The organism is Mycobacterium sp. C31M (assembly GCF_053345865.1).
Map to the genome: position 1 here is coordinate 175107 of NZ_JBKFAX010000012.1, position 22679 is coordinate 197785.

Sequence of the window (22679 nt, forward strand, 5' to 3'; positions counted from 1 at the left end):
AATGGGTCGCGCCCCGAAGTTCACCGCCACGCAGATCCTTGATGCGGCCTGCGCACTGCTGTTTCGCCAGCAAGGCCAAATCCGTTACGGTGCAAGTAGTTACGTCCAACCTGGACGCCACCTCCGGATCGATGTACCACCGGTTCGGCAGCCGCGACGAGATGGCTGCCCAGGTGTGGTTCGCCGAAGCCGCTCGGGCTACGTGAACGCGCACAGCGACAGTTCGTGACCACCCTCGTGACGGATCTGTCCGACCGACTGCGTAACCACACCGGTCCCACGCAGAGACTTGTGCAATTCGCGATGATCGACGTACCCCATGCCGCTGTCCGTCCAGAACTGCTCGACGGCAAGGCACCCGAGCCCCTTCTGGAGACGCTGGTCGAAAAGTCCGTGCGTGCCGTGCTATCCATCCAGCCAACAACCCGCGAGGCACCATGACAATCGCCGAGAAGCACTGGTATACAGCCAAAGACGTCGTGCGACGAGCCGTCCGCACCTCGCTGCACTGCAGCATCGCATCGACAAATGCCGATGGCTCCAGTCACGTGACGCCGATCGGCTCGGTACTGCTCGGCGACATCGGCTCGGCGATCTACTTCGATGTGTTCAACAAACGCCTGGCCGGAAACATCGAGCGAGATCCCCGGGTCACCATCCTCGCCGTCGACAGCGGACGTCTGATGTGGCTACGGTCGCTGGCCAGGAACCAGTTTGTCGCCGAACCCGGCGTCCGCCTGGTCGGCGTCGTCGGACCCGTCCGGGAATCCACGCCGGCGGAGATTTACCGATTTCAGAGCGTAGTGCGTCCGCTGCTCAGAACACGCGGAGGCCAGACCCTGTGGGGTCGACTCCCCCGGGTTCGTGATGTCACGGTAGAAAATGTCGAGCTACTCTCCGTCGGATCCATGACGCGCAACTGATCAACTCGTCCGGGACAGAATCCGCCGGGCACGGTCGATTACCGGTTTATCCACCATCTTGCCGTCCACCACACAGACACCGGCAGCAGAAGCCGAATCGACGACACGGCGAGCCCACTCCAGCAGCTCTGCCGACGGGGAGAACTGTGTGTTGACGAATTCCGTCTGACCGGGGTGAATACACAGTTTTCCACCGAAGCCGAGATCCACCGCGTGCGCGACATCCGCGGCGAGCACACTGTCGTCGCGCACATCGGTGGTGACACCGTCGAGTGGCGCGACCAGTCCAGCGACCGCCGAGCCGATCACCACCGCGCTGCGGGCGTGTCGCAGCGCGTCAAACGAGGAGGGGTCCACACCCAACTCGGTGGCGAGGTCGATACTGCCGAAGGCGGCCCGCACCACGGATTCGACGCTGCAGACAGCCGCGCAGGCATGCACACCGGCGGCGGTCTCGATCAGGGCTATGAGCGGCGTCCCCGGACCCAGCGCCGCTGCTACCCGCTGCAACTGTTCAACACTGTGGGCCTTGGGGACCATGACCGCACAACGTCGTCCACGGAGCATCTGCAGATCGTCTGCGCACCAACCGGTGTCGACTCCATTGATGCGCACCACCACGGGTACATCGGCGGTCAGGAACTCCTCGACCGCTGCCCGCGAGGCATCCTTGTCGCTGATCGCCACCGCGTCTTCGAGGTCGAGCACCACCAAATCGGCCGCGCTGGCGATGGCCTTGCCGAATCGCTCCGGCCGGTTGCCTGGGACAAACAGCAGGCTCCGTGCCGAAGCAATCCGGGTGGCAAGGACACTCAGTTGAGCACCGCCGGCTTGTGAATGGCAACGATCTTGTCCACCACGATCTTCGCCGTTTCCGCGCATGCCGTGGTCCCGCCGTTGGCGTACTCCTTGACACCGTCCCCGACATTCCACAGGCCCGTGATCGGCGTCTCGTGGGTGAGGTCGTAGCCGGCGACCGCGCGCTGCGGTGGCCAGTCGTCCCGGGTGATGGCGATATTCAGAATCCGGGCGCGACGGTCGAAATCCTCGATGTTGTCCCGCAGATCCTGAAGTAGGAACTCGGTCTCCGCTTCGGCATCGAAATCCCCGGTCGGGTTCTGCGGCACCGCCGTCCCGACGTACAGGTTCCAACCCTCGGGCGCCATCTCGGGACAGATATCGGTGAAGTTGGCGATGTAGGCCAGCCGCTTCGACTTCGCGAAGCTGAGCATGCCGGGCACGTCGATAAGTCGCTCCTGGCTGGCGAAGTTCACCGAGATCATCGCCGTCGGACGATCGGCCTGCTTGACCAGTTCCTGATAGTCCGGCGGGATGTTGTCCTCGCCGATCAGTGCCACGGTGGCCGCCGGCCCCACGTCGCTCACCACGAGGGGAGCTTCGATACGCACCGTCTCACCGTTACGCTCCACTTCGATGCCGGCTACGGCCTCACCCTCGCCCTTGATGATCTTGGTGACGGGCGTCGACAACCAGATCTGGCCGCCATTGGTTTCCACCGCCGCGGCCAGCGCCCGCCAGATGCCGATGGTGCCCTCCGGGTGGAAGCCGAACCTCTTGAAGGCACTCTTGCGGGTGAAGTAGGTCAGGAAGACCCGTGCGGGCAGGTCCTCAGATCCCACCGCGAAGACCGAGGCACACATATTGCGGAAAATGCCATGCACCCCTTCGTTCTTCGTGTACTTCGACACCCACTCCGCGGTGGACAGCTCGTCCTCCGGCAGACCGGAATCGTTGCGGGCTGCGCCGATCCCCTTGACCAACTTGGCACCCTGGCGGGTCAACTTTCCGAGCAGGAAGCCCCACCCCCCGCCGGTGACATCCACATCCTTGCCGGCAATGCGGTACAGGATCGGCGGTTGTGGTTCACGAATGTCGAACCGTGCCCCCACCTCCCGGCAGGTCTCCTCGGTAATGCCGCCGACCTCGATGACGATGGCGCCGTTGTTGACCTTGAATCCGTCGATGTCGTCGGTGGAGGCCCGACCACCGACCTTATCGAGCCGCTCCACGACAAGCGTGCGATAACCGAGCTTGGTGAGGCGCGCTGCGGTGAACAAACCCCCCGCGCCGGCACCGATCACCACGGCGTCGTAAGTGTTTTCCGTTGACGTCATTGTCGTTCTCCTTCAGAGCTTGTGCTGCGGATCAGTAGGAGCGCGGCAGACCGAGCGAGGTCTGCGCGACAAAATTGAGGACCATTTCCCGGCTGACCGGTGCGGTCCGCATCAGCCTGGTGACGAACCACAGTTCAGACAGGCCGTACTCGTTCGACAACCCGTTGCCGCCGTGCGTCTGGATGGCCTGATCGAGAGCCTTCAGCGCCGCCTCGGAGGCGGCGAACTTGGCGATGTTCGCGGCCTCACCGGCGGGCTGGCCGGCGTCGAACTGCGTGGCGCTCAACGCGGTGGCCAGGCGCCCCAGTTCGACAGCCATGTGGCTCTCTGCCAACGGGTGGGCGACACCCTGATGGGCGCCGATGGGCGTCGACCAGACCTGGCGCTCCTTGGCATAGGCAACTGCCTTGTCGATCGCGTAGCGCCCCACACCACCACAGATGGCGCCGACCAGGATGCGTTCCGGATTCAGCCCGTCGAACACCTGCCGTAGCCCGTTGCCGGCCTGCCCGATCAGCGCTTCCGGACCAACCTCGACCTCATCGAGGAAGACGGTGAACTGTTTGTCGGGTGAAACGATAGACGTGTCGATCTGCTGGTAGGTCAGGCCTTTTGCGTCGGTCGGCACCACGAACAGCGAGAGTTTCGATTTCTCCGGCGTCGAGTGATCGGCATCGCGGGCCACCAACAGCAGGGCATCACACTGATCGATGGCCGAAATGTAGTACTTGGCACCCGACAGCACCCACCCGGTGTCCGTCTTGCGTGCCGTGGTCTTGACGTTGTGGCTGTTGGATCCCGCGTCAGGTTCGGTGAGACCGAATGCCATCTTCAGGCTGCCATCGGCGATTCCGGGCAACCACGCCCGCTTCATGTCTTCCGATCCGTGATAGGCCACGATGCTTCCGCAAATCGCGGGTGAGATGACCCAGATCAGCATCGGGAAGCCGTGCGCGGCCAATTCCTCGACCACGACGACGGCCTCCGCCATGCCGCCACCGCCGCCCCCGTACTGCTCGGGCAGGTGAACGCCCAGCAGCCCGGCGGCGCCAAGGTCCTTCCAGAGTTCTTCGATATCTCCGCCGCTGCGGCCACGCTCCAAGAAGTACTGAGCACCGTACCGCTCGGCGATACCCGCGACGCTCTCGCGGATCGCCTTGTGTTCGTCGGTGTCCTGGATCAGCCCGCTCATTGCTACCGCCCCTCAAATTTCGGTGTTTGTTTGGCTGCGAATGCGGCTATCGCCGCCGCGGCATCGTGGGTGCTGCCGGTGTATTTCGTCGCGTGCAACTCTGCGACGAGCTGTTTGGTGAGGTCGTTGTTCCAGCTCTCCCGCAACAGATTTCGCATTGCACCGAACGCCACGGTGGGACCAGAGGCCAGCTGCTTGGCCACTTCGATTGCACGCGAGCGTAATTCATCGGACGGAACGATCTCGTTGATCAATCCCCAGTCGAGGGCTTCGGCCGCGCTGATCGGAGTGTTTCGCAGATACGCCTGGGCAGCTCTGCGCGGACCGATGAGGCGCGGGAGATGGTAGGTCCCGCCGCCGTCACCCGACAGGCCGATACCGGCGAAGGCGGCGACGAACCGGCTCCCCTCGGCAGCGAGCACGATATCGGCGGCGTAGACGAAGCCGAGCCCGCCACCAGCCACGGCACCGTGTGCCGCGGCGACGATCGGAACGTCCAGCTTGCTGAAGATGTCGAATCCCGCGTGGTAAGGCCGGATCATCTTCTCGAAAAGCTTGTCGTAGCCTTCTCCCCCGCCTTCGCGGAAGTACGAGATGTCCCCACCGACAGTCAGCGCGGAACCATTGCCACAGATCAAGACGGCCCGAACCGAACGATCCGCCGAAATCCGCTTTGCAACCTCGAGGGTTTCCTCGCCCATCCGCAGGTTGATGGCGTTGCGTACGTCCGGTCGGTTCAGACAGACGGTCGCGACACCATCGACGACCTGGTAGTCGATGGTCTGCAGGCGAACGTCACCGTCGAGCGCCGCATGCCACGCCGCGGTATCGGTCAATTGATTCAACGAAGCGATACGCCCGTCGGTGCTGAACGACAAGACGTGCACGAACGCTGCCTTCAGTTCAGCGCCCGATTTCCGTGCGGATCCCTCATAGGTGCCGATGACAACCAGGCGCCCGTCGTGCAGCGTCTGGAAATCCTCGGCGACAGCCCGCGCCTCGAAGTGCTGGCCGATGCGCCACCAGAGGTTCTTCCGCATCGCATCCGGGCCGACATGGGTCCCACCCATGTCCAGCGGAAGACCCTCGGCCGCATGTCCGATGAAATCAGGTGCCAGCAGGCGGTCCAGTGCCTCGCGGTCACCGGCGGCCAACGCCTGGTACAGGTCGCGGGCGGCTGACACCTTTGGGTCGGCGGTCACGTCAGCCGACATAGCGCACGATCGACTCGATCACGGCGGCGGGCTTGGCAGCGCCTTCCACCTCGATGGTCGTGACCAAAGTGGCCTGCACCGCGGTATCGAGTTTGTCGACCTGGGTGATCTGTGCCGAAGCACGCACCTTCGCACCGACCGGAACCGGTGTAATGAACCGAACCTTGTTGAAGCCGTAGTTGATAGCCATCGCGACGTTGTCCACGCGATAGAGATCATGCATGAACTTCGGCAGCAGTGACAATGTCAGGAGCCCATGGGCAATGGTGCCACCGAAAGGTCCGTCCGCAGCACGCTCAGGGTCGACATGGATCCACTGGTGATCATCGGTCGCGTCGGCGAACTTGTTGACGCGTTGCTGATCCACCTCAAGCCAGTTCGTCGGACCGAGTTCGGTTCCTGCGGCAGATTCGAACTCGGCGAGGCTTCCGAAGATCTTCATGCGATGTACGTCCCTTCTGTTAGAACTGAATTCCCACGGGTTGTCCGTTGTTCATCTGGTCGAGAAATTCCGCCATGCCACGCAGCTCGGTCCCATCTGGTCGACGCCAGACCATCGCCGATTCCACGATGCGGGTCCCGGGCTTCCCGTTCGCGCCGCGGTGTCGCAGCGGCACCGAGCTCAAGGCTGTGCCGCGTAGCGTCCACGTGCGCTGCCCCGCGGTGATCGAAAGGTCGACCACCTGCTGGAAACCCGCACTGTCACGCACGGTACTGATCGAGACATCGTCGCAGGGGTGAACGGCACCTTCGTCGAACACGAAGCCCCCGCGACGGCTCGACCCGTCCTCGTCACCGAAGTAGGCGGCCATGAAACCGAAGTCGCCGGCGGTGCCGTGCACCCATCGGTAGAACCACGGCGCCTGCCAGGAGCGCGGACCCCAGGAGTGGTCCCGCAGTCCGTGACCCTGAACCGTCAAGTGCCGTTCGCCAATCTCGATCCGACCGGACACCGCGCACAGCTGCTCGTAGTGGTTGGGCGCGAAACTCTGCCCTTCCGCCTCAAACGTCTGTTCGTGGGCCGGCGCCAGCGCGCGGTAGTGCAGGTCCACTCGGGCGGTGACGGATGGGGCGGATGTCAGCGCCTCTTTCGGGTTCTCCATCGCGAGCGGGTCGTCGAGGACCGCCACTTGCCCGACAAAGGCGACCTGAACCGCTTCCATGGGCTGCTCGACGTTCACCGACAGGCCGCCGGCGTTCATCGCCTCGTTCGAGAGCACCCGCGGCCGCTCGAATCCGAAACCCAGCCTGCCGTCTGGCAGGTAGATGCAGACCGTCCGCTCCCCGTATCCCTCGTTCGGGCGGTTCGCCAACCGGACGAAACCGCCGATGCCCGCAACCGAATCGTGAAACTCGAAGTACATCGACTCGTTGAAGTTGGACTCGGGGCCGACATCATGGGTGTAGTCATCGACCGCAGTGATCACGCAGCCATCCCTCTCCCAGCGTTTCGTCATTTTTTGAATGTGTCTTCGATTTCAACGACTTGCTTTTGTCAGCACGACAGTGCGAGGCTAACATAGTTTTCTAGTTTATGTTAAATTCCATTCTCGGTCCAGGTAGGGGTATCCGCAATGTCCTTCAGATTTGCCACAGACCAGACCAACACGAACCTCGAAGCGATCGCCGAATCAGTGGCCTGCGTCGCCCTACCCTTACCTCTGCCGGACCTGCAGGTCGTCAACGCCTACGTCATCGCGGCCGCGGACGGACTGACGCTGATCGATCCCGGCTGGGCCTATGACGAATCCGAGACCGCTCTCCGGCAGGCTCTGTCGACGCTGGGTTACACCGTGGGTGATGTCCGCCGGATTGTGGCGACCCATCAGCACTGGGACCACTACTCGCTCGGCGTGCAATGGCGAAACCAATACGGCATCGAACTCATGCTCGGGCGGGACGAAAGGCACAGCATCGACGCGTTCCTGCAGCAACCGGATGTTGTCCATCCTTACCAGATGGGCAAGCTCATCGAGGCCGGTGCGGCCGCACTCGCAACCCAGATCGGGTCGCTGGGTTGGGAGCCCTACGAACGCGGCGTGCCGTTCGCCCATCCGGATCGTTGGCTCGACGACGGTGATGTCATCGACTGCGGCGACACCAGCATCACGGTGCGTGCGACACCGGGACACACTCGAGGACACATCGTGTTCGAAGATGCGCAGCAAGGGGTGATCTACACCGGCGACCACCTGTTGCCGCGGATCACGCCGTCGATCGCCTTCGAGCGCGCACCCGGTGTGTTGCCACTGCGGTCCTATATCGATTCACTGCGCCTGATGCTTGAGCTTCCAGACGCAAGAATGCTGCCGGCGCACGGCTCGACCGGCCGAACCACCCACAGTCGGGCGGAGGAGCTGCTTGTCCATCACGAGACCCGGCTACGAGAGGTCGGCGATCTGATCGCCGACGGCGCCACGACATCAATGGCCGTCGCCGCAAGGATGGTGTGGACGCGACGCGAACGCACACTCGAGGAGTTGGACATCGTCCATCGGATGACGGCTGTCCTGGAGGTCCAGTCCCACCTCGATCTGCTCGAAGCCCGGGGGATGCTGGCCGGCACTCTTGACGACGGCATCCGTCAGTTCTCCCTGACGCCATCTCCCTGACGTCGCGGGTTCACCGACGAGCGGCTGTCACCTGCTGCACCAACCGGAACTTCTGGATCTTGCCGGTAGGTGTGGTGGGGAGATCCTCAGGTCGGTAGAACACCACCACCTTCGGCACCTTGAAGCGGGCGAGTTTCTCGCGGCACAACGACAACACATCGGCCTCGGTGAGCTCGCTGTCCGGCGCAGGAACGATTACGGCACAGCCGATCTCACCCCACCTATCGTCGGTCAGCCCGATGGCGAACACCTGACTGATACCCGGATGGCGGGCCAGCACATCCTCGATCTCCTTGGGCATCACCAGTTCGCCGCCGCTCTTGTACAGCTCCTTGCTGCGGCCGGTGACCCGAAGATATCCGTCAGCTCGAATGCGGCCGAGATCGCCGGAATACAACCAGCCGTCACGCAGGGTGCGGGCAGTCTCTTCCGGCCGATTCCAGTACTCGTGCATGGTGGTCGGTCCGGCCGAGATCAATTCGCCCTCTGCATCGACGGCGACGTCGTCGCCGGTGTCAGACTCCACTGCACGATAGATCACCAGCGCGTCCGCACCCGGGACGCCGGCCGCGCCGGCCAGCTTTGGCCTACCCACAGTGTCGGACGTCATCGAAAGGTCGTCCTCGGGCAACGTCAACGTCATGGCACCGCCGCATTCGGTCATGCCGTAGCCGGTCACGATCTCGGTGACGCCGAAGTCCTCACTGACCTTGTTACACAGCCATATCGGTGCGGGCGCCGAGCCGCACAGAATGGCTTTCAGAGAGCTCAGATCATAGTCGCCCCGCGCCGGGCTTTCGACCATCGCCACTGCCATGGTCGGAACGCACAGGATGTCGGTTGCCTGGTGCGTCTCGATGCCACGGAAGTAGCCCTCAGCACTGAAGAACGGCTGCAGGATGACTGCCCCGCCGACATACATCACCGACAGCAGGCCCTCGACGTAGCCGAACATGTGATAGCACGGCAGCGAGTACAGGACACGACGACCGTCTTCATAGGCGCGTGTCAACGCCGACGCATAGGCCGTCCGCAACACCGCATCGTGTGAGACCACCACCCCCTTGGGTGACCCGGTGGTGCCCGACGTGTACAGCATGTCTCCCGGCGCCGTCGGGTCCACCTCGGGCTCGGGCGTGCCGGCGACCTCACTACCGCCGCGTTCCGACAGACCTGCGACCGTGAGCGCACCACCTCGGGCAGTTCCGCCGGTGTCGAGCAGCACGACGTGACGCAGTTCGGGGACGTCGTCGACCTGCCGCGCCCTTGTGTCAAAGCCGGGACTGTCCCAGTTCGGCACGATTCCGTCCAGCATCGTCTGGTAATCCAGGGAACCGAACTCTGTCATTGTCACCAGCACGCGGCATCCGGAATCCGCGAGCACAAAGGCCAGTTCGCCTTCCCGGTAGAGATAATTGAACGGGACGGCGACCGCGCCTGCACGGGCGATCGCGAACTTCACGGTGACGAACTCCGCGTAGTTTGCCATCAACATGCCCACCCGGTCACCCGGACGGACCCCCAGTGCAATCAGACCCACGGCCAATCGGCGTGACTCCTCAGCCACCTCACGGTAGGTGAGCGATGTCCCTTCACCGAAGACCATTGGGCGGGACGAATACTGCGTGGCGCATCGGTCGAGCCAGCCGGAAAGACTGGTCGGCTGCCAGACCGGAAATCTGTCGCGAAGTGCCTGGCGCCGGGAATCGATCGAGTCGCTCACAGTTCCGGCAACTCCTCGGCTAGTGCGGCATGACGCAAGGCAAAGCGCTGTACCTTGCCGGTGGGCGTTATCGGAAAGTCGTCGACCAGAAACCATCGCGCGGGAACCTTGTACGCCGGCAACTCGCGCATTGCATGATCGATCAGACTGTCCCGCAAGCCAATTCTGTCACCGTCGGTGACGCGGCACGCCACGGCGACAATCTCGCCCAGGCGTTCGTCAGGCATGCCCAACGCGATCACATCGACCACATCGTCATGCTGGGCGATGACCCGCTCCACCTCTGCAGGAGCGATGTTCTCGCCGCCCCGGATGATGAGTTCCTTGAGCCTGCCCGTCACGGTCAGATACCCGCGGCTGTCCATCGTGCCCAAATCACCGGTACGGACGAAACCTTCGCCATCGAGCGCGCGTGCTGTGGCGTCGGGATCGTGTAGGTACTCGACAAACTGCTGGTATCCGCGAGCGCAGATCTCGCCCTTCTCCCCGACGCCGACGGTGGCACCGGAAACAGGATCGATGATCTTGCACTCGAGTTGCGGCAGGGGGCGCCCCACCGTGTGCAACTGGTCATGTCGACTGTCGCCGGGGCGGGTCAAAGAGATGACCGGCGCAAGTTCGGTCTGCCCATACAGATTAAAGACAGCAGCACCAAAAACCGTTGCAGCGCCGTCGATCAACTCACCAGATACGTTTGACGCGCCGCCCATGATGATCTGCAGCCGCGGCGCCGGCAGGTCGGACACACGCTGATACTGCAGTAGGGCCTGCAGGACCGCCGGGACATAGAAGAACACCGAGACCTGCTCGCGGCCCAAGCTCTCCAAGGCGGCGTCCGGCGCGAATCGCTCGCACAGGATCGCCGTGCCCGCGCGCCACAGCGGCCCGAGCGTCGCGATGACGCAACCGGCCGTATGAAACAGTGGCAGCGGGTTGAAACAGACCGCCCGGTCGGCCACACCGGTGGCTTCCATGGTCAGTTTGGCGACGTTGACCAGCGCCCGATGGGTCAACAGCACACCTTTGGGCCGCCCGGTTGTTCCCGATGTGTACTGCAGCATCACCGGCGTGTCAGGATCGCTCGGATGACCGGACCAGCCGGACTTCGCAAGACCCGCTTCGGCTTTCCATTCGTTCTGCTGCGACAAGGAGATCCGACGGACGCCGGGGATCTCAGCGCACACTCGTTCGGCGACCTCGGCCATCTGGTAGTCCCGGCTGACATCGGCGTGCAACAGCACTCGTGCACGACTGTGCCGAAGCGCATAATCCAGTTCGTCGGCCCGAAGGACCGGGTTGAGCGCCACCAGGACGACACCGGCCAAGGCTGCGCCGTACTGAATGACCGTCCACTCGACGACGTTCGGCGCCCACAGCGCCACGAGTTCGCCGCGATCGACAAGAGCGGAGAGCCTCTCGGCCACTCGGGCCGCCTCGTCGAAGAGCCCCGCGTAGGTGAGTCGCACGTACTCACCCGAACTGCCGTGCCGAACTCCGACCAGGGCCTCCCGATCCGGATGATCAGTGGCACGCAGGGCAAGCAGTTGCCCGACGGTGTAGTCGACCAGCGGCACGGACAGGTCCGGTGGCCGGTGGGCCCGCGGGCCCACGCCCACGTCCAGGGTTGGTTCCAGCGGGGCGGTCATCGGTCGCTCAGATCGGGTTGCTACCGAGCTTGGCACCGGACATGTCGTTGATCTGTGACCACTGCGTACCGATCTCAGCCAGGCTGGGCGGCTTGGTGAAGGTCACGCCGTCATTCTGGAACTGGGCCACCCGCTGCACCAGCCCGCCACCGGCGACGAACACCGATGCGGTGTCCTGGTTCTCCTCGGAAACCAGGTAGCCCACTGCCGGCGCGACCAGTTCGGGGTCCAACTTGTCGAGTAGCTCCTGGGGAGCGATGTCCTCGGTCATCCGGGTGGCCGCCAGCGGGGCGATCGCGTTGGCGGTGATGGAGTACTTTGCACCCTCGATCGCCAGTGTGTTGATCAGTCCGACCAGACCTGCCTTGGCCGCACCATAGTTGGCCTGACCGAAGTTGCCGTAGAGGCCACTGGTCGAGGTCGCCACGACAATGCGCCCGAAACCCTGCTCACGGAAGATCGGCCAGGCCGCTCTGATGACGTTGAATCCACCGTAGAGATGAACCTGCTGGACCGCATTCCAGCTTTCCGGGGCCATCTTGTGAAAGGCTCCGTCACGCAGGATGCCGGCGTTGCTGATGACGCCGTGCACCGTCCCGAATTCCTTCACCGCGGTGGCGATGATCGCCTCGGCACCGGCTGCGTCTGCGACCGAATCGTAGTTGGCCACCGCACGGCCACCGGCGCTGCGAATCTCCTCGACCACGGTGTCGGCAGCCTGCGTGGAAGCGCCGGACCCGTCGCGGGCTCCACCAAGGTCATTGACGACGACAAGCGCACCATTGGCGGCCAGGAACTGTGCGTACGAGCGGCCCAGGCCGCCTCCGGCACCGGTTACAACGACAACCTTGTCTTCAACTCCGGACACGCGCGCTCCTCAGCTCAACTGTGTGATGTGTTGAATCTTGGTTAAAAACGCCATCAAAGTCAAGCACGGTCCTATCGATCTGGTGTTCTTATGTTGCAGCACAGCACTCTTGCGACGCGGTCGCGACCCGGCTGGTGTCGAACAATGCCTAGAAGGTCAACCGACCGCCGATCAGGCGAGCACTGCCTCTCCGAACCAGTCGGCGAGGAACAGCGCCACCTCGACGTCCAACCGATCCGCAGCGATGTCACGACCGCGTCGTTCCACAGCCCGCTGTACCCGGTACTTGACGGAATTCACGTGCAGGTGCTGCTCGTCTGCGGTCGCCTTCAGATCCGTCTCGCTGCGTGTTGTCAAAGCAGTCAAGAAAGCCTTCGGTGTGACGGTCAATGATGTGGTCATCGCGATCTGCGGTGGGGCGCTGCGCCGCCGATTGCAGGTGTCCGATGCACCTCCCGGGCAACCCCCTGGTGGATTCGCCGCGTGGGACGATCATCGGTGACGTTCTGCCGGACGCCGGTCCAGCACACCGCGCGCAACCCATCACCACCACTACCGCATCGATATTCGAGCGACACCGCCACGTTGCATTGATCATCGGTGTATCGCCGTTACGTCCACTGACACCCGAACAAGTCAACTCACTGGGCCACCAAGTAATGGAGGCCGTGAAGGCCGTCTCAGAAGAATCGTCACAGTAGACTTCCGAACTCCCCCTCGCGCCCCGGGGATTCCGTCTAGTAGGCAGCCAGGATCGGCCCCAGTTCGGTGGGAGTAGCGCCGTGCAGGATGACACCGTCGGCCCCGAGTGCGAGCTGCTCGCGGATGGTGGCGACGCAGGACTGCACGCTGCCCATCGCCGCCGGAGCGGTCCACTCCGGGGGCAGCAGCGCCGCAATGTGCTCAAGTTGCTCGACGGTCGTGGTCGAGCTGTCGATCACCTGCAACCCACCCTTACTGAAACTCTGAACGACTTCGTCATCCCGGAAACGTTGCAGAACTTGAGGATCCCAGCGGTTCGTGCGCACCATCAGGTCTCCGTAGCCCTGAAGGTAGGTGGCAAGCCGGCCCACGAGCTTCCGCAGCCGCATTTCCTCGGGGATGTGATCCCCTATGGTCGCCAGGCAGGACCACACCTTGACGTCGTCCGGATTGCGACCGGCGCGTTCGGCGCTGGACTTCACCGTCTTCACGCACCGGGCCAGCGTCTCGTCGGTGAAGAAGGTGTGCAAGATGACCTGATCCATTACCCGGCCGGCCAACTCGAGCGAATTCGGTGCGAATGCCACCATGCCGATGGGGATGTCGACGTCGTAATCCTGACCCAGTCGCAACGCGGGGAATTTCCCGATCGGGCCGTCGTGGCCGACGATCGTCTCCCCCCGGAACAGTCGCCGCATGACCCCGACGAAGTCCTCCATCTGCGCTGTCGTTATACGGGGCATCCCAAAGGCATCTTGCAGCGGCGGCACGCCGCGGCCGATGCCCAACGTGAAGCGGCCCCCGCTGAGCCCATGCATCGTCAGCGCATAGGCAGCGGTCACCATGGGATGGCGGGTGTTGTGATTGGTCGCACCAGTCGCGATTCCGATGGACTCCGATACCGCGGCGGCTGCACCGGACAACGAGCAGGCCTCCTTGGTATTGAAGCGCTCGGAGATGAACGCGTGGCCCAGCCCCAGGGCCTCGGCTTGTCGGATCTCGTCGACGATCACCCGCGGCGACGCCGGTTGACCGCCAAGGGCATAGAAGCCGAGCTCCGGACGATTGATCGTGGTCATGCGGGTGTCACCTTGGACAGTTCAGGCCACCGGTCGTGGTCGTATACGCATGGGTTCCACACCTCGACGATGCGGCCCTCCACGACGCGGTAGACCTCCACTGAGGCGACGACGTCGGTGGAGCCGTCGGGCGTGACGATGTCGGCCTGATAGACGATCGAGCAGAGTTCGTCGTCGGCGACCATGCGCAACAACGTGAAGCGCACGCTCTGGACCCCCGCCCACATGTCGCGCACGCGCTGAATTGCTTGATCGTGCGTGAGCACCGTTCGTCCGCCCGGGGTGTTGCGCACGATCTGCTCGCCGATGATCTCCTCGCCGGCGGCGTAGTTCTGTTCGTTCCAGAGCTCGTAGTTGTAGCGTTCGATGACTGTCTTCGGGCTGACATTCGATGCGGTCACTGGACGACCTCCGTTAGTTGCTTGCGGCGCAGGTCCCGCGCCGCCAGGATGCTCAGAGCCCGCGGCGCATCGGCCAGGTACGAGCTGATGCCGATACGCCGGGGCAGCCGTACGGACAGCCGCCCATTCTCGATCGCCGCCAACGTTGCATTGGTGATCTCGGCCGGTGAGATCAATCTGCTCAGGTGCAACCGGTACAGCCGTTGCACCAGCGCGGTGAAGACTGGATCGGTCCGCCCCTTCTCCATCAGTCCGGTATCGGAGACCTCACCGATCTCCACCTTGGTGAAACCCACCGGCGAATCATGGAATTCGGCGGCGAGGTTGACCGTCAGATGAGTGATGAACGCCTTCGTCGCCGCGTAGACCGCCAGATTGGGCGGACAGATGACGCCGCCGAACGAGGAGATGTTCACGACGTGTCCGCGACTCCGCTCCGCCATCCGCGGTACCGCCTGCCGCGTCAGCTCCACCACCGCGCGGACATTCAGATCGAGAATGAAGTCCAACGTGTCGGAGGACATCTCGTCGAACCGGCCGACCTTCTCGTCGCCGGCATTGTTGACCAGGATGTCGATCGGACCGTCGGCCTCGACGAGATCCAGCAGTCCACCTACGGCATGGTGGTCGGTGAGATCCGTGGGATACGCAGCGGCTCCCAGCTCGTCGGCCAAGGCGAACAACCCGTTCGAGGGGCGCGCGACCAAGGCAACGGTCGCGCCGGAGCGCCGCAGGCCGCGAGCCAGGTCGGCGCCTATCCCCCTGCTGGCGCCGGTGACGAGGGCGCGACTGCCCGCGATCTTCAATCGTTGTGTAACCATGACCACATTCTTACTTGCTTGCACACAAGTTAACAACTACTTTTCTAATATGACTTCAACAATCTCCCGATTTCCTCGCACCGCGTCCGAGTTGACCGCCGACTGGTTGACCGACGTCCTCATCTCCGCTGGAGCCGTCGCACATGGGTCGCGCATCAGCACCGTTCGGTTGGAACGGATCGCCGAAGGAGTCGGATTCGCATCCTTCTTGTACCGCGCCCATCTTGACCTCGAAAGTGACGGCCCGGCAACGATAGTTGTCAAGTGGCCGACCGACCATCCTGCCTATCTCGAGCTGGCAGCATCGATCCGGCTGTACGAGCGGGAGGTGGCGTTCTACAACGAAGTGGCGCCCACTGCCCCCGTCAGTGCACCGCGCACATACTTCGCGGAGTTCGATGCCGACACCGGCGAATTCATCATCGTCATGGAAGACCTCGCCGAACTCGACAATGCCGACCACCTCGCGGGCCTGAGCATCGACCGAGCACGCGCCGTGCTGGACGAACTGGCAGCCTTTCACGCCTGGGGCTGGGATTTGACATCCGCTGCCACCGCAAACGCGGCGTTCCTCTTAATCGACGACGCCCGCATGGCGGGACTCTTCAGTGTCGGCACCGCGGCTGGTTGGCCGATCTATCTCGAGTATGGGCGCGCAAGCGCCCCAGACGGATTGGCGGAGATGCTCCAGGAGTACTCCGAGCTGGCACCCAGACTCCTCGGCGCGCTCGCCGAGCCGGTCACACTGGTCAACGGCGATCTGCGGGCCGACAACCTGTTCTTCGGCGAGACGGGCCCGCATGTCACCGTCGACTATCAGTTCGCGGGTCGCGGATGCGGCATGTGGGATGTGGCCTATCTCGTCGGTCAAGGACTGACCCCGCAGGAACGCGGTGGACGCGAACGGGATCTGGTCGCCCGCTACGTCCAAACTCTGGCCGACTCCGGAATCGACTACCCATTCGACCAGGCATGGCAGCAGTTCCAGATCGCCGTCGTCGCGCAAATCGCCCTACCGCTGCTGGCCATGATCTCCTGGCCGACACTGAACGCGAGAGGTCAAGAGCTGCTTCAGGTTCTGATGGAACGTAGCTTTGCGATCATCGCCGACACCGACGCGGTAACCGCCGTACGGGCCTTGCCGGCGACGGACTGAACGCCAACACTGCGGCGGGGCGTTCGCCGACCGGGGGAGAGCGCTCTCCCCGGACTATGGCGTTGCCCCGCCCGCAGACTGCGAGGGCATCTTCTCCGCTCCGAAAGCGGACCGCACGACCACTGGAATCAATAACGCTCAGCGCTTGACGCTGCCAAGGGCAGCGTCGACGATGGACACCAAGGAGACGCACCCGCCGGGGCGACCACCGAGGTTGTGGGTCAACGCCGTACGCGCAGCAGATATCTGCCGAAGGCCCGCCTTGCCCTGGAACTGAAGCCATGCCTTGTCAACCATGCGCAGTCCACTGGCGCCGACTGAATGTTCGAAGGACTTCAGACCCCCGTCAGGATGTACGCGCAGGCTTCCGTCTGCATCGAACTCGCCCGCCAATGAATCCCTGACGGCACGGCCCGAATCGGGGAAGCCGAGGTCTTCCATCAGAATCAATTCCGTGGGCGTGAAGCAGTCGTGTACCTCCGCCAGCGAAAACTGCCGGTTGGCATCATCGATTCCAGCCTGCTGGTATGCATCTCGGGCTGAGCGGACCACTTCTGGGAAGGTCGTGCAGTCGTACTCGGAATCCATCGAGCCGCGGCCTGACCCAGCGACGAGTGTGACAGCCCCATGACGTACATCGGCCTGTCCGTGTAAGCCGCGGCGGTCCCGCCTTGTGCCCTCTGCAGCAGACAAAGCCTTTGTAGCGCTGCTATGCGGGGCCGGTCAGTCGTGTGACGAGGCGGTCGTGCCAACGCGTCAACGCACCTTCGAAGTCATAGCCGCTCGGGTCTAGGATCCAGGCGTAGGCGTAGCCGATACCGGTGGCGAGCAATTCCGAAGCAACTTCCTCTGCGTCCGACAAGTTCGAAATGGAGCCGTCGACCTTCCCGTCGGTGATGGCGCAGCGAACACCGCACTGCAATCGTGTGAGCCAACCCTGGATGCGCTCGCGCAGAAAGTCATGGTCATGCACCGCTTCGAAGTTCAGGCTCAACACCGCCCGTAGCAGCCGTGGATCCTCAGCTGCAAAATCACGCAGGGCCAGGATCGGGGCAAGTGCCCGTTGCGAACCCGAAGTTCGAGGGTCTTGCGGTACTTCGATGCGGCCTTCGTAGTCGCGAAGGACAGCTTCGAGTAACGCCGCCTTCGATCCGAACCGCTCGCGCACCATGGCGCGGCTGTACCCGGCTCGGATTCCGATCTCCTGTGCGGTGGTGTTGCTGTACCCCTTCTCGGCAATCAGCTCGATTGCTGCCTCGGCGAGTCGGCGCGAGGATTCCTCGACCCGCTCGCGCTGGGAACGTCGCGACGGGGCGCTCATCGTGGCCGCCCGCCCGCCGACGTCTGCGGGCAATCCCGAGTGTGCATGCTGATGAGTCTAGAGAAGAAATCCCTTTCGGCAGCCTACCGGAACTCAGCCGTGCGCCAGCGTCAGCAGTTCAGATCGATCTGTCACCTCCAGGCGTGCCCGTTGGGACTCCCGCCCGTGGGTCTTCTTGTGCGAGTCGATCTCACGCCAGTGGTGCCACAACACGGGGTGAGCACTGCTAGAGATGAGTGCTCACAACACTTGCGCTCCGGCATGAGGTGTGGAGGGGAGTTGGCGTGAAGCACCAGGGAACTGCTGACTACATCGTCGTCGGGGCTGGATCGTTGCCCGCAAGCTCACCGGCCGCGACGTCACCGGGTGACGGCGGGCCTCATCCCCTGCGTCGGAGCTCGTTGGTGACGATCGATACGAACGACACACATCCGCCGGGACGGCCGCCGAGATTGTGGGTGAGCGCGGTGTGCGGGTCGGCGAGCTGACGCTCACCCGCTTCGCCGCGGAACTGCAGCCACGCCTCGTACAGCATCCGCAGACCACTCGCCCCGACAGGATGGCCGAACGACTTGAGTCCACCGTCGGGGTTGATCGGCAGCCGGCCATTGGCGTCGAAATCGCCGCCCAGCACATCTTTCCAGGCATGTCCGGTCTCCGAGAAACCCAAATCCTCCATCAGGACGATCTCGGTGGGAGTGAAACAGTCATGCACCTCGGCCATCGAGAGCTGCTGCGCCGGCCGCTCGATTCCAGCCTGCGCGTACGCGTCCTTGGCGGCTTTCACCACCTCCGGAAAGGTCGTGTAGTCAAACGCCGAATCCATCGATCCGCGCGTCGAACCCGCAACCAGGGAAAGCCCTTCGACGAACATCGGCCGGTCGGTGAAGTCATACGCCCTCTCCGCAGGCACGATCAGTGCACACGCCGCACCGTCGGACACCCCGGAGCAGTCGAACACACCCAACCGGCCGGCCACCTTCGGTGCCCCGTCGATCGTCTCCCGCGCGACCGGAGAACGGAACTGCGCCTTCGGATTACGGGTGCCGTTGTCGTGGTTCTTCCAGGCGACATGCGTCATGGCGGCCCGCATCTCATCCGGGTGTACCCCGTAGCGGTCGCAGTAGGCCGGGTCGAGCAGCGAGAAGGCGGCCGGAGCGGTCATGGAGATCTCCGGGGCCGTACCGTCACCCGGCGGATCCTGGCGCAGCAGACCGGAGTACCCGGAGTCCTTGAGTTTCTCTACGCCGACGGCCATCACGATGTCATAGGCGCCCGCCGCGACCGCATACGAGGCATTGCGGAAAGCCTCGGAACCGGTGGCACAGAAGTTCTCCACCCGGGTCACCGGTTTGTCGTCGCTGCCGATCGCCCGGCTCAGCGTCAGTCCGCCGAGCCCCGAACTCAGCGTTCCCAGCCAGTAGGCGTCCACGTCGTCACGGTTGAAGCCGGGCAGCGAACCCAGGCATTCCTGGTACGCCTCGATGATGAGGTCGTCCGTCGAGGAGTCCCACCGCTCCCCGAATTTGCTGCAGCCCATGGCCACCACCGCGACCTTGCCGGCAATTCCGTTACTGGGCATCGTCTTGCACCGCCTTCCAGAAGTAGTCGTGCACGCCGCCGGCGGTGAACAGTCGCCGGAAGGAGAACCGCACCCGCGCACCGACTTTGAGATCTTCGGGCCGGGCGTCGGCGACCTCCAGGGTGCACCGTCCCCCGCCGTCGATGTCGATCACGGCCTGCACCATCGGCGGCGACGGCGAGAAGGCCAACCGGTCCACCGTGTAGGTGACGACCGTCCCGGTCAGGGGCGCCACCGGTACTGCGTCCATTGCATCCAGGGTGTTGCAGGCACGGCACATCCGCAGTGGTGGCAGGTGGGTGAATCCACATGCGGTGCAACATGATCCGGTGAATCCGAACTTCCATCGCTCGGAACGCCCGGCGGGCGGCGCCGCGGCGCGTTCCGGTTCGGGGCGGCGCGGCGCTTCCAGCGTGACCAGACCGCGCCACGACAGGTAGGTCAGGTGGTCCACGGGCAGGCCGGCCGACCGCTGGGCCGCCAGCGACCTGGCCTGGCGGTGCGCAGGCAGCGCGGTGGTGGCCCGCAGCACGACCACATCGCACCCGTCGACGGCGGAGATCACGACGATGCTGTCCCCTGGCTCGGCCACGTCGAGCACACCCGCCAGTGCGATCAGCGCGTCGGCGGCGCCGGCGTGCCCGATGGGCGACGTCGAAACCGACTTCTGTGCCTTGACCAAGGTTGCGGCGCGCTTGATGACGGCAGTGTTCGGGCACGCCACGACGACATGGTCGGCGTCGGCGAGTCCGGCATCGTCGAGCGCGGACTGTGCGGTCGATCGGATCAACGAACCGTAGCGGTCGGCGCCGAAGCGCTCCTCCCACTGCTGCCCCGTTGGCGACGCGGGATCCCGCCACCGGTCCAGGAACTCGGCCGATTGCGACCGGACCGCCAGGATCTCCGCAATCGGCTCGCCGTCTCCGAACCAGGCGGCGGCGGCACCGTCGCCGCCGGTCTTCTCGTCGGCAGATCCCGGTTTACCGACACGCACGTCGGCCGCCACCACGAGTCCGCCGGTCTGCGCCGCGAGCTTCAGGCCTGCAATGGTGCTGCGGCCGGTGCCGCACAGATCCGCGGCGAACACCTCGCTCGGCAGGCCCAGGGCGGCGTGGACCGCGGTGGCGTTCGTCTTGTCGGCATAGGCAGGCGAGCTGGTGGCAAGATACACCGCTGCGGGCACTGCTCCGGGCGCCAGTGCGGCGGTCGCCGCCGCGACCGCCATGGTGGTGGAGTCTTCGTCGTAGGACGCGACCACCCGGTCACCTTTACGTAGTCCGATGGACGGACCGGCAAGCCGATGCCGCGGGAGGTAGCTGGCATAGCCGAGCAGCGCGGCGCTCACAATGCACCCCGGAACACCGCGGCAAGGCCCTGTCCGCCGCCGATGCACATGGTCTCGAGGGCCAATCCGCCACCACGGCGCCGCAGCTCATGCAGCATGGTGGTCAGGATGCGGACCCCGGTCGCGCCGATGGGATGGCCGAGCGAGATTCCGGATCCGTTGACGTTCAACCGGTCTTCGACATCGTCGAGTTTGAGACCCCAGCCGGACAGGACCGCCAGCACCTGCACTGCGAAGGCCTCGTTGATCTCGATCAATGCCAGGTCGTCGAAGGCGAGCCCGGTTCGGGCGAAGAGCTTCTCGGTGGCGCCGACCGGTCCGATCCCCATTCGGGACGGTTCACACCCGATTGCCGCCCACCCCTCGAGGTAGCCGATCGGTTCCAGGCCGAGGGACTCCAGCCGATCCTCGGCGACGACCAGACAGGCGGCCGCGGCGTCATTCTGCTGACTGGAGTTTCCCGCCGTGACCGTGCCACCGGTCTGGATGCTGCGCAGTTTGGCCAGCGTGTCGACTGTGGTGGTGGGCCTGATGCCCTCGTCGCGGGCGACAACGACCGGTTCGCCGCGTCGCTGCGGAACCTCGACTGCCACGACCTCCTCGTCGAACACGCCGGATTGCTGGGCGACGTGCGCCCTGGCATGGCTGCGGACCGCGAACTCGTCGGCGGCGGCGCGGTCGATACCGTAGTCCTCGGCGAGGTTCTCCGCTGTCTCGATCATCCCGCTGATTGCGCCGAATCGCCATGCCGGCTGCGACATCTCGCGACCGCGGTCCAGTCGGTCGTAGAGCACCTGGTTGCCCGACCGCGATCCCCACCGCGCAGTGGTGGTGTAGTGCTCGATGTTGCTCATGGACTCGACACCACCGGCGATCACCACGTCAGCGGCCCCGGTCTGCACGGTCATCGCCGCCGTGATCACCGCCTGCAGACCACCGCCGCAACGGCGATCGATCTGCAGCCCCGACACACTGATCGGCAGGCCGGCGTGCAACGCCGCCCACCGCCCGATGCACGGCGCTTCGGAGTTGGCGTAGGACTGCGCGAAGACCACGTCCTCGATGACATCCGGTGCCACGCCGCTGCGCGCGACGACTTCTGTGATCACCCGCGCGGCGAGGTCCTCCGCACGCAGCGGCAGTAGGCTACCGCCGAAGGCGCCGACCGGTGTCCGCAAAGGTGCGACGATGGCGGCGCGTCTCATTCGTCACCTCGCCAGCGATCGGCTGAGGGATCGAGCAGGCTGTTGAGCCGCTCATCAGGCAGCCAGACGATTGTCTCGAGTTCGAGCGCGTCGAGGTAGCGGACGCGACCGGTGCGCAGATCCTCGACTTTGAGTCGCGGTGCATTCGCCTGATCGTCGATGCTGACCGCGACCTCGGCGAACTCGCTGCCGATGACCGCGCCGACACCGGGAATGGTCACCGGCGCCGTTCCGTCGAATTGGATGCCCATGCTGCTCCTTAGATGAGGAAGCTCAATGTTGGAATCGGCTTGTCGGCGTCCACGAGTTGGACCTTCTTGTACGCCAGCTTCAGTTCGCCGTCGACCCTGCGCAGCTGGTAGGTGACCCGGCCACCCCAGATGTGATTTCCACGTGGGCGTGCCTCCACCACAACAAAATTCGCGCCCACCTCCAGATCCGTCGATCCGTCGGCGCCGAGCCGGCCACCGAGAAATTCGATGTTGGAGATCAAACGGCGCAGATGCGACGGTGGCGCCTGCGCATACCGTCGGCCGGTGCGTACCTGCTTGAGTCGGGTGGATATCCGGCTGCGATTGTCGAAAATGATCGACATCTGCCGCGTCGGGTCAGAGGGATTCGTGTCCGCCGGGACCCAATAGAGCGCATCGTCGGTCCACAGCGCTTCCCACGCGTCATAGTCGTTCTCGTCGGCATGGCGGGCTTCGCGGTAGATGAACTGCTCCACCTCGTGCCGATCAAAGCCGTCGGGAAC

At 64.2% G+C, this 22679-nt stretch carries 22 protein-coding genes and 2 pseudogenes; 4 read left to right on the forward strand and 20 right to left on the reverse strand.

Annotation, left to right across the window (positions count from 1 at the left end; genetic code table 11):
- Positions 1 to 225: 225 nt before the first annotated feature.
- Positions 226 to 441, forward strand: a complete 216-nt coding sequence (locus ACLBYA_RS19445; RefSeq protein WP_447711068.1) for a hypothetical protein — start codon at positions 226 to 228, stop codon at positions 439 to 441.
- Positions 438 to 923 (forward strand): pyridoxamine 5'-phosphate oxidase family protein, encoded by a 486-nt coding sequence (locus ACLBYA_RS19450; protein ID WP_447711069.1) that lies wholly within the window; start codon positions 438 to 440, stop codon positions 921 to 923. The genes ACLBYA_RS19445 and ACLBYA_RS19450 overlap by 4 nt, the downstream gene beginning before the upstream one ends.
- Here ACLBYA_RS19450 and ACLBYA_RS19455 read toward each other — a convergent pair whose 3' ends face one another.
- Genes ACLBYA_RS19455 through ACLBYA_RS19480 form a run of 6 tightly spaced genes read right to left on the reverse strand, consistent with a single transcriptional unit; the run spans position 924 to position 6891 of the window.
- Positions 924 to 1739 carry an HpcH/HpaI aldolase/citrate lyase family protein gene (locus ACLBYA_RS19455; protein ID WP_447711120.1) on the reverse strand — a complete coding sequence of 272 codons (816 nt, stop codon included), beginning with the start codon at positions 1737 to 1739 and terminating at the stop codon, positions 924 to 926.
- Positions 1736 to 3058, reverse strand: coding sequence for a phytoene desaturase family protein (locus tag ACLBYA_RS19460; protein ID WP_447711070.1), 1323 nt, complete (start codon positions 3056 to 3058; stop codon positions 1736 to 1738). Before ACLBYA_RS19460 ends, ACLBYA_RS19455 begins: the two co-directional genes overlap by 4 nt.
- Positions 3059 to 3089: 31 nt before the next feature.
- Positions 3090 to 4250: an acyl-CoA dehydrogenase family protein gene (locus tag ACLBYA_RS19465; protein WP_447711071.1), complete on the reverse strand. Its 1161-nt coding sequence runs from the start codon at positions 4248 to 4250 to the stop codon at positions 3090 to 3092.
- 2 nt (positions 4251 to 4252) lie between these two features.
- The gene (locus ACLBYA_RS19470) at positions 4253 to 5464 is read right to left on the reverse strand and encodes an enoyl-CoA hydratase-related protein (RefSeq protein ID WP_447711072.1); all 1212 of its coding nucleotides are present in this window, start codon (positions 5462 to 5464) and stop codon (positions 4253 to 4255) included.
- Complete coding sequence (locus ACLBYA_RS19475) at positions 5454 to 5906, reverse strand: MaoC family dehydratase (protein WP_447711073.1); 453 nt, start codon at positions 5904 to 5906, stop codon at positions 5454 to 5456. Before ACLBYA_RS19475 ends, ACLBYA_RS19470 begins: the two co-directional genes overlap by 11 nt.
- 19 nt (positions 5907 to 5925) lie before the next feature.
- Entirely contained in the window at positions 5926 to 6891 is a 966-nt protein-coding gene (locus ACLBYA_RS19480; protein WP_447711074.1) for a DUF7065 domain-containing protein, read from the reverse strand.
- A 147-nt stretch (positions 6892 to 7038) separates the two neighbouring features.
- Between ACLBYA_RS19480 and ACLBYA_RS19485 the strand changes: the two genes are divergently transcribed.
- Positions 7039 to 8076, forward strand: a complete 1038-nt coding sequence (locus ACLBYA_RS19485) for an MBL fold metallo-hydrolase (protein WP_447711075.1) — start codon at positions 7039 to 7041, stop codon at positions 8074 to 8076.
- 10 nt (positions 8077 to 8086) lie between these two features.
- Here ACLBYA_RS19485 and ACLBYA_RS19490 read toward each other — a convergent pair whose 3' ends face one another.
- The 7 genes and pseudogenes from ACLBYA_RS19490 to ACLBYA_RS19520 form a co-directional block, all read right to left on the reverse strand.
- Positions 8087 to 9682, reverse strand: a complete 1596-nt coding sequence (locus ACLBYA_RS19490) for a class I adenylate-forming enzyme family protein (RefSeq protein ID WP_447711121.1) — start codon at positions 9680 to 9682, stop codon at positions 8087 to 8089.
- A gap of 113 nt (positions 9683 to 9795) precedes the next feature.
- Positions 9796 to 11445 carry a class I adenylate-forming enzyme family protein gene (locus ACLBYA_RS19495; protein ID WP_447711076.1) on the reverse strand — a complete coding sequence of 550 codons (1650 nt, stop codon included), beginning with the start codon at positions 11443 to 11445 and terminating at the stop codon, positions 9796 to 9798.
- Between the two features lie 7 nt (positions 11446 to 11452).
- Positions 11453 to 12313 carry an SDR family NAD(P)-dependent oxidoreductase gene (locus ACLBYA_RS19500; RefSeq protein ID WP_447711077.1) on the reverse strand — a complete coding sequence of 287 codons (861 nt, stop codon included), beginning with the start codon at positions 12311 to 12313 and terminating at the stop codon, positions 11453 to 11455.
- A 171-nt stretch (positions 12314 to 12484) separates the two neighbouring features.
- Positions 12485 to 12643: pseudogene (locus tag ACLBYA_RS19505) on the reverse strand (helix-turn-helix domain-containing protein); the annotation flags it as partial.
- A 407-nt stretch (positions 12644 to 13050) separates the two neighbouring features.
- Entirely contained in the window at positions 13051 to 14094 is a 1044-nt protein-coding gene (locus ACLBYA_RS19510; protein ID WP_447711078.1) for a TIGR03857 family LLM class F420-dependent oxidoreductase, read from the reverse strand.
- A complete protein-coding gene (locus ACLBYA_RS19515) occupies positions 14091 to 14495 on the reverse strand; it encodes a nuclear transport factor 2 family protein (RefSeq protein ID WP_447711079.1) in 405 nt (134 codons plus the stop codon). Before ACLBYA_RS19515 ends, ACLBYA_RS19510 begins: the two co-directional genes overlap by 4 nt.
- Complete coding sequence (locus tag ACLBYA_RS19520; RefSeq protein WP_447711080.1) at positions 14492 to 15316, reverse strand: SDR family NAD(P)-dependent oxidoreductase; 825 nt, start codon at positions 15314 to 15316, stop codon at positions 14492 to 14494. Before ACLBYA_RS19520 ends, ACLBYA_RS19515 begins: the two co-directional genes overlap by 4 nt.
- Before the next feature lie 91 nt (positions 15317 to 15407).
- Between ACLBYA_RS19520 and ACLBYA_RS19525 the strand changes: the two genes are divergently transcribed.
- Entirely contained in the window at positions 15408 to 16472 is a 1065-nt protein-coding gene (locus tag ACLBYA_RS19525; RefSeq protein ID WP_447711081.1) for a phosphotransferase, read from the forward strand.
- 138 nt (positions 16473 to 16610) lie between these two features.
- Here ACLBYA_RS19525 and ACLBYA_RS19530 read toward each other — a convergent pair.
- The 7 genes and pseudogenes from ACLBYA_RS19530 to ACLBYA_RS19560 form a co-directional block, all read right to left on the reverse strand.
- A pseudogene (locus tag ACLBYA_RS19530) lies at positions 16611 to 17134 on the reverse strand (thiolase C-terminal domain-containing protein); the annotation flags it as partial.
- Between the two features lie 47 nt (positions 17135 to 17181).
- Positions 17182 to 17793, reverse strand: a complete 612-nt coding sequence (locus tag ACLBYA_RS19535) for a TetR/AcrR family transcriptional regulator (protein ID WP_447711082.1) — start codon at positions 17791 to 17793, stop codon at positions 17182 to 17184.
- Positions 17794 to 18172: 379 nt separating this feature from the next.
- Positions 18173 to 19375, reverse strand: a complete 1203-nt coding sequence (locus ACLBYA_RS19540) for an acetyl-CoA acetyltransferase (RefSeq protein WP_447711083.1) — start codon at positions 19373 to 19375, stop codon at positions 18173 to 18175.
- Positions 19365 to 20720, reverse strand: a complete 1356-nt coding sequence (locus tag ACLBYA_RS19545) for an OB-fold domain-containing protein (protein ID WP_447711084.1) — start codon at positions 20718 to 20720, stop codon at positions 19365 to 19367. Before ACLBYA_RS19545 ends, ACLBYA_RS19540 begins: the two co-directional genes overlap by 11 nt.
- Entirely contained in the window at positions 20717 to 21925 is a 1209-nt protein-coding gene (locus ACLBYA_RS19550) for an acetyl-CoA C-acetyltransferase (RefSeq protein WP_447711085.1), read from the reverse strand. Before ACLBYA_RS19550 ends, ACLBYA_RS19545 begins: the two co-directional genes overlap by 4 nt.
- Entirely contained in the window at positions 21922 to 22176 is a 255-nt protein-coding gene (locus tag ACLBYA_RS19555; RefSeq protein WP_149443017.1) for a hypothetical protein, read from the reverse strand. The genes ACLBYA_RS19550 and ACLBYA_RS19555 overlap by 4 nt, the downstream gene beginning before the upstream one ends.
- An 8-nt stretch (positions 22177 to 22184) precedes the next feature.
- Complete coding sequence (locus ACLBYA_RS19560; RefSeq protein ID WP_447711122.1) at positions 22185 to 22652, reverse strand: aromatic-ring-hydroxylating dioxygenase subunit beta; 468 nt, start codon at positions 22650 to 22652, stop codon at positions 22185 to 22187.
- Positions 22653 to 22679: the final 27 nt, after the last annotated feature.

What these genes read in the sequence shown, in the direction of transcription:
- ACLBYA_RS19450 (WP_447711069.1), top strand. Translation starts at nt 438, where the DNA reads ATGACAATCGCCGAGAAGCACTGGTATACAGCCAAAGACGTCGTGCGA.
- ACLBYA_RS19460 (WP_447711070.1), bottom strand. Translation starts at nt 3,058, where the DNA reads ATGACGTCAACGGAAAACACTTACGACGCCGTGGTGATCGGTGCCGGC.
- ACLBYA_RS19465 (WP_447711071.1), bottom strand. Translation starts at nt 4,250, where the DNA reads ATGAGCGGGCTGATCCAGGACACCGACGAACACAAGGCGATCCGCGAG.
- ACLBYA_RS19470 (WP_447711072.1), bottom strand. Translation starts at nt 5,464, where the DNA reads ATGTCGGCTGACGTGACCGCCGACCCAAAGGTGTCAGCCGCCCGCGAC.
- ACLBYA_RS19475 (WP_447711073.1), bottom strand. Translation starts at nt 5,906, where the DNA reads ATGAAGATCTTCGGAAGCCTCGCCGAGTTCGAATCTGCCGCAGGAACC.
- ACLBYA_RS19485 (WP_447711075.1), top strand. Translation starts at nt 7,039, where the DNA reads ATGTCCTTCAGATTTGCCACAGACCAGACCAACACGAACCTCGAAGCG.
- ACLBYA_RS19490 (WP_447711121.1), bottom strand. Translation starts at nt 9,682, where the DNA reads ATGGTCTTCGGTGAAGGGACATCGCTCACCTACCGTGAGGTGGCTGAG.
- ACLBYA_RS19495 (WP_447711076.1), bottom strand. Translation starts at nt 11,445, where the DNA reads ATGACCGCCCCGCTGGAACCAACCCTGGACGTGGGCGTGGGCCCGCGG.
- ACLBYA_RS19510 (WP_447711078.1), bottom strand. Translation starts at nt 14,094, where the DNA reads ATGACCACGATCAATCGTCCGGAGCTCGGCTTCTATGCCCTTGGCGGT.
- ACLBYA_RS19520 (WP_447711080.1), bottom strand. Translation starts at nt 15,316, where the DNA reads ATGGTTACACAACGATTGAAGATCGCGGGCAGTCGCGCCCTCGTCACC.
- ACLBYA_RS19535 (WP_447711082.1), bottom strand. Translation starts at nt 17,793, where the DNA reads ATGAGCGCCCCGTCGCGACGTTCCCAGCGCGAGCGGGTCGAGGAATCC.
- ACLBYA_RS19540 (WP_447711083.1), bottom strand. Translation starts at nt 19,375, where the DNA reads ATGCCCAGTAACGGAATTGCCGGCAAGGTCGCGGTGGTGGCCATGGGC.
- ACLBYA_RS19550 (WP_447711085.1), bottom strand. Translation starts at nt 21,925, where the DNA reads ATGAGACGCGCCGCCATCGTCGCACCTTTGCGGACACCGGTCGGCGCC.
- ACLBYA_RS19555 (WP_149443017.1), bottom strand. Translation starts at nt 22,176, where the DNA reads ATGGGCATCCAATTCGACGGAACGGCGCCGGTGACCATTCCCGGTGTC.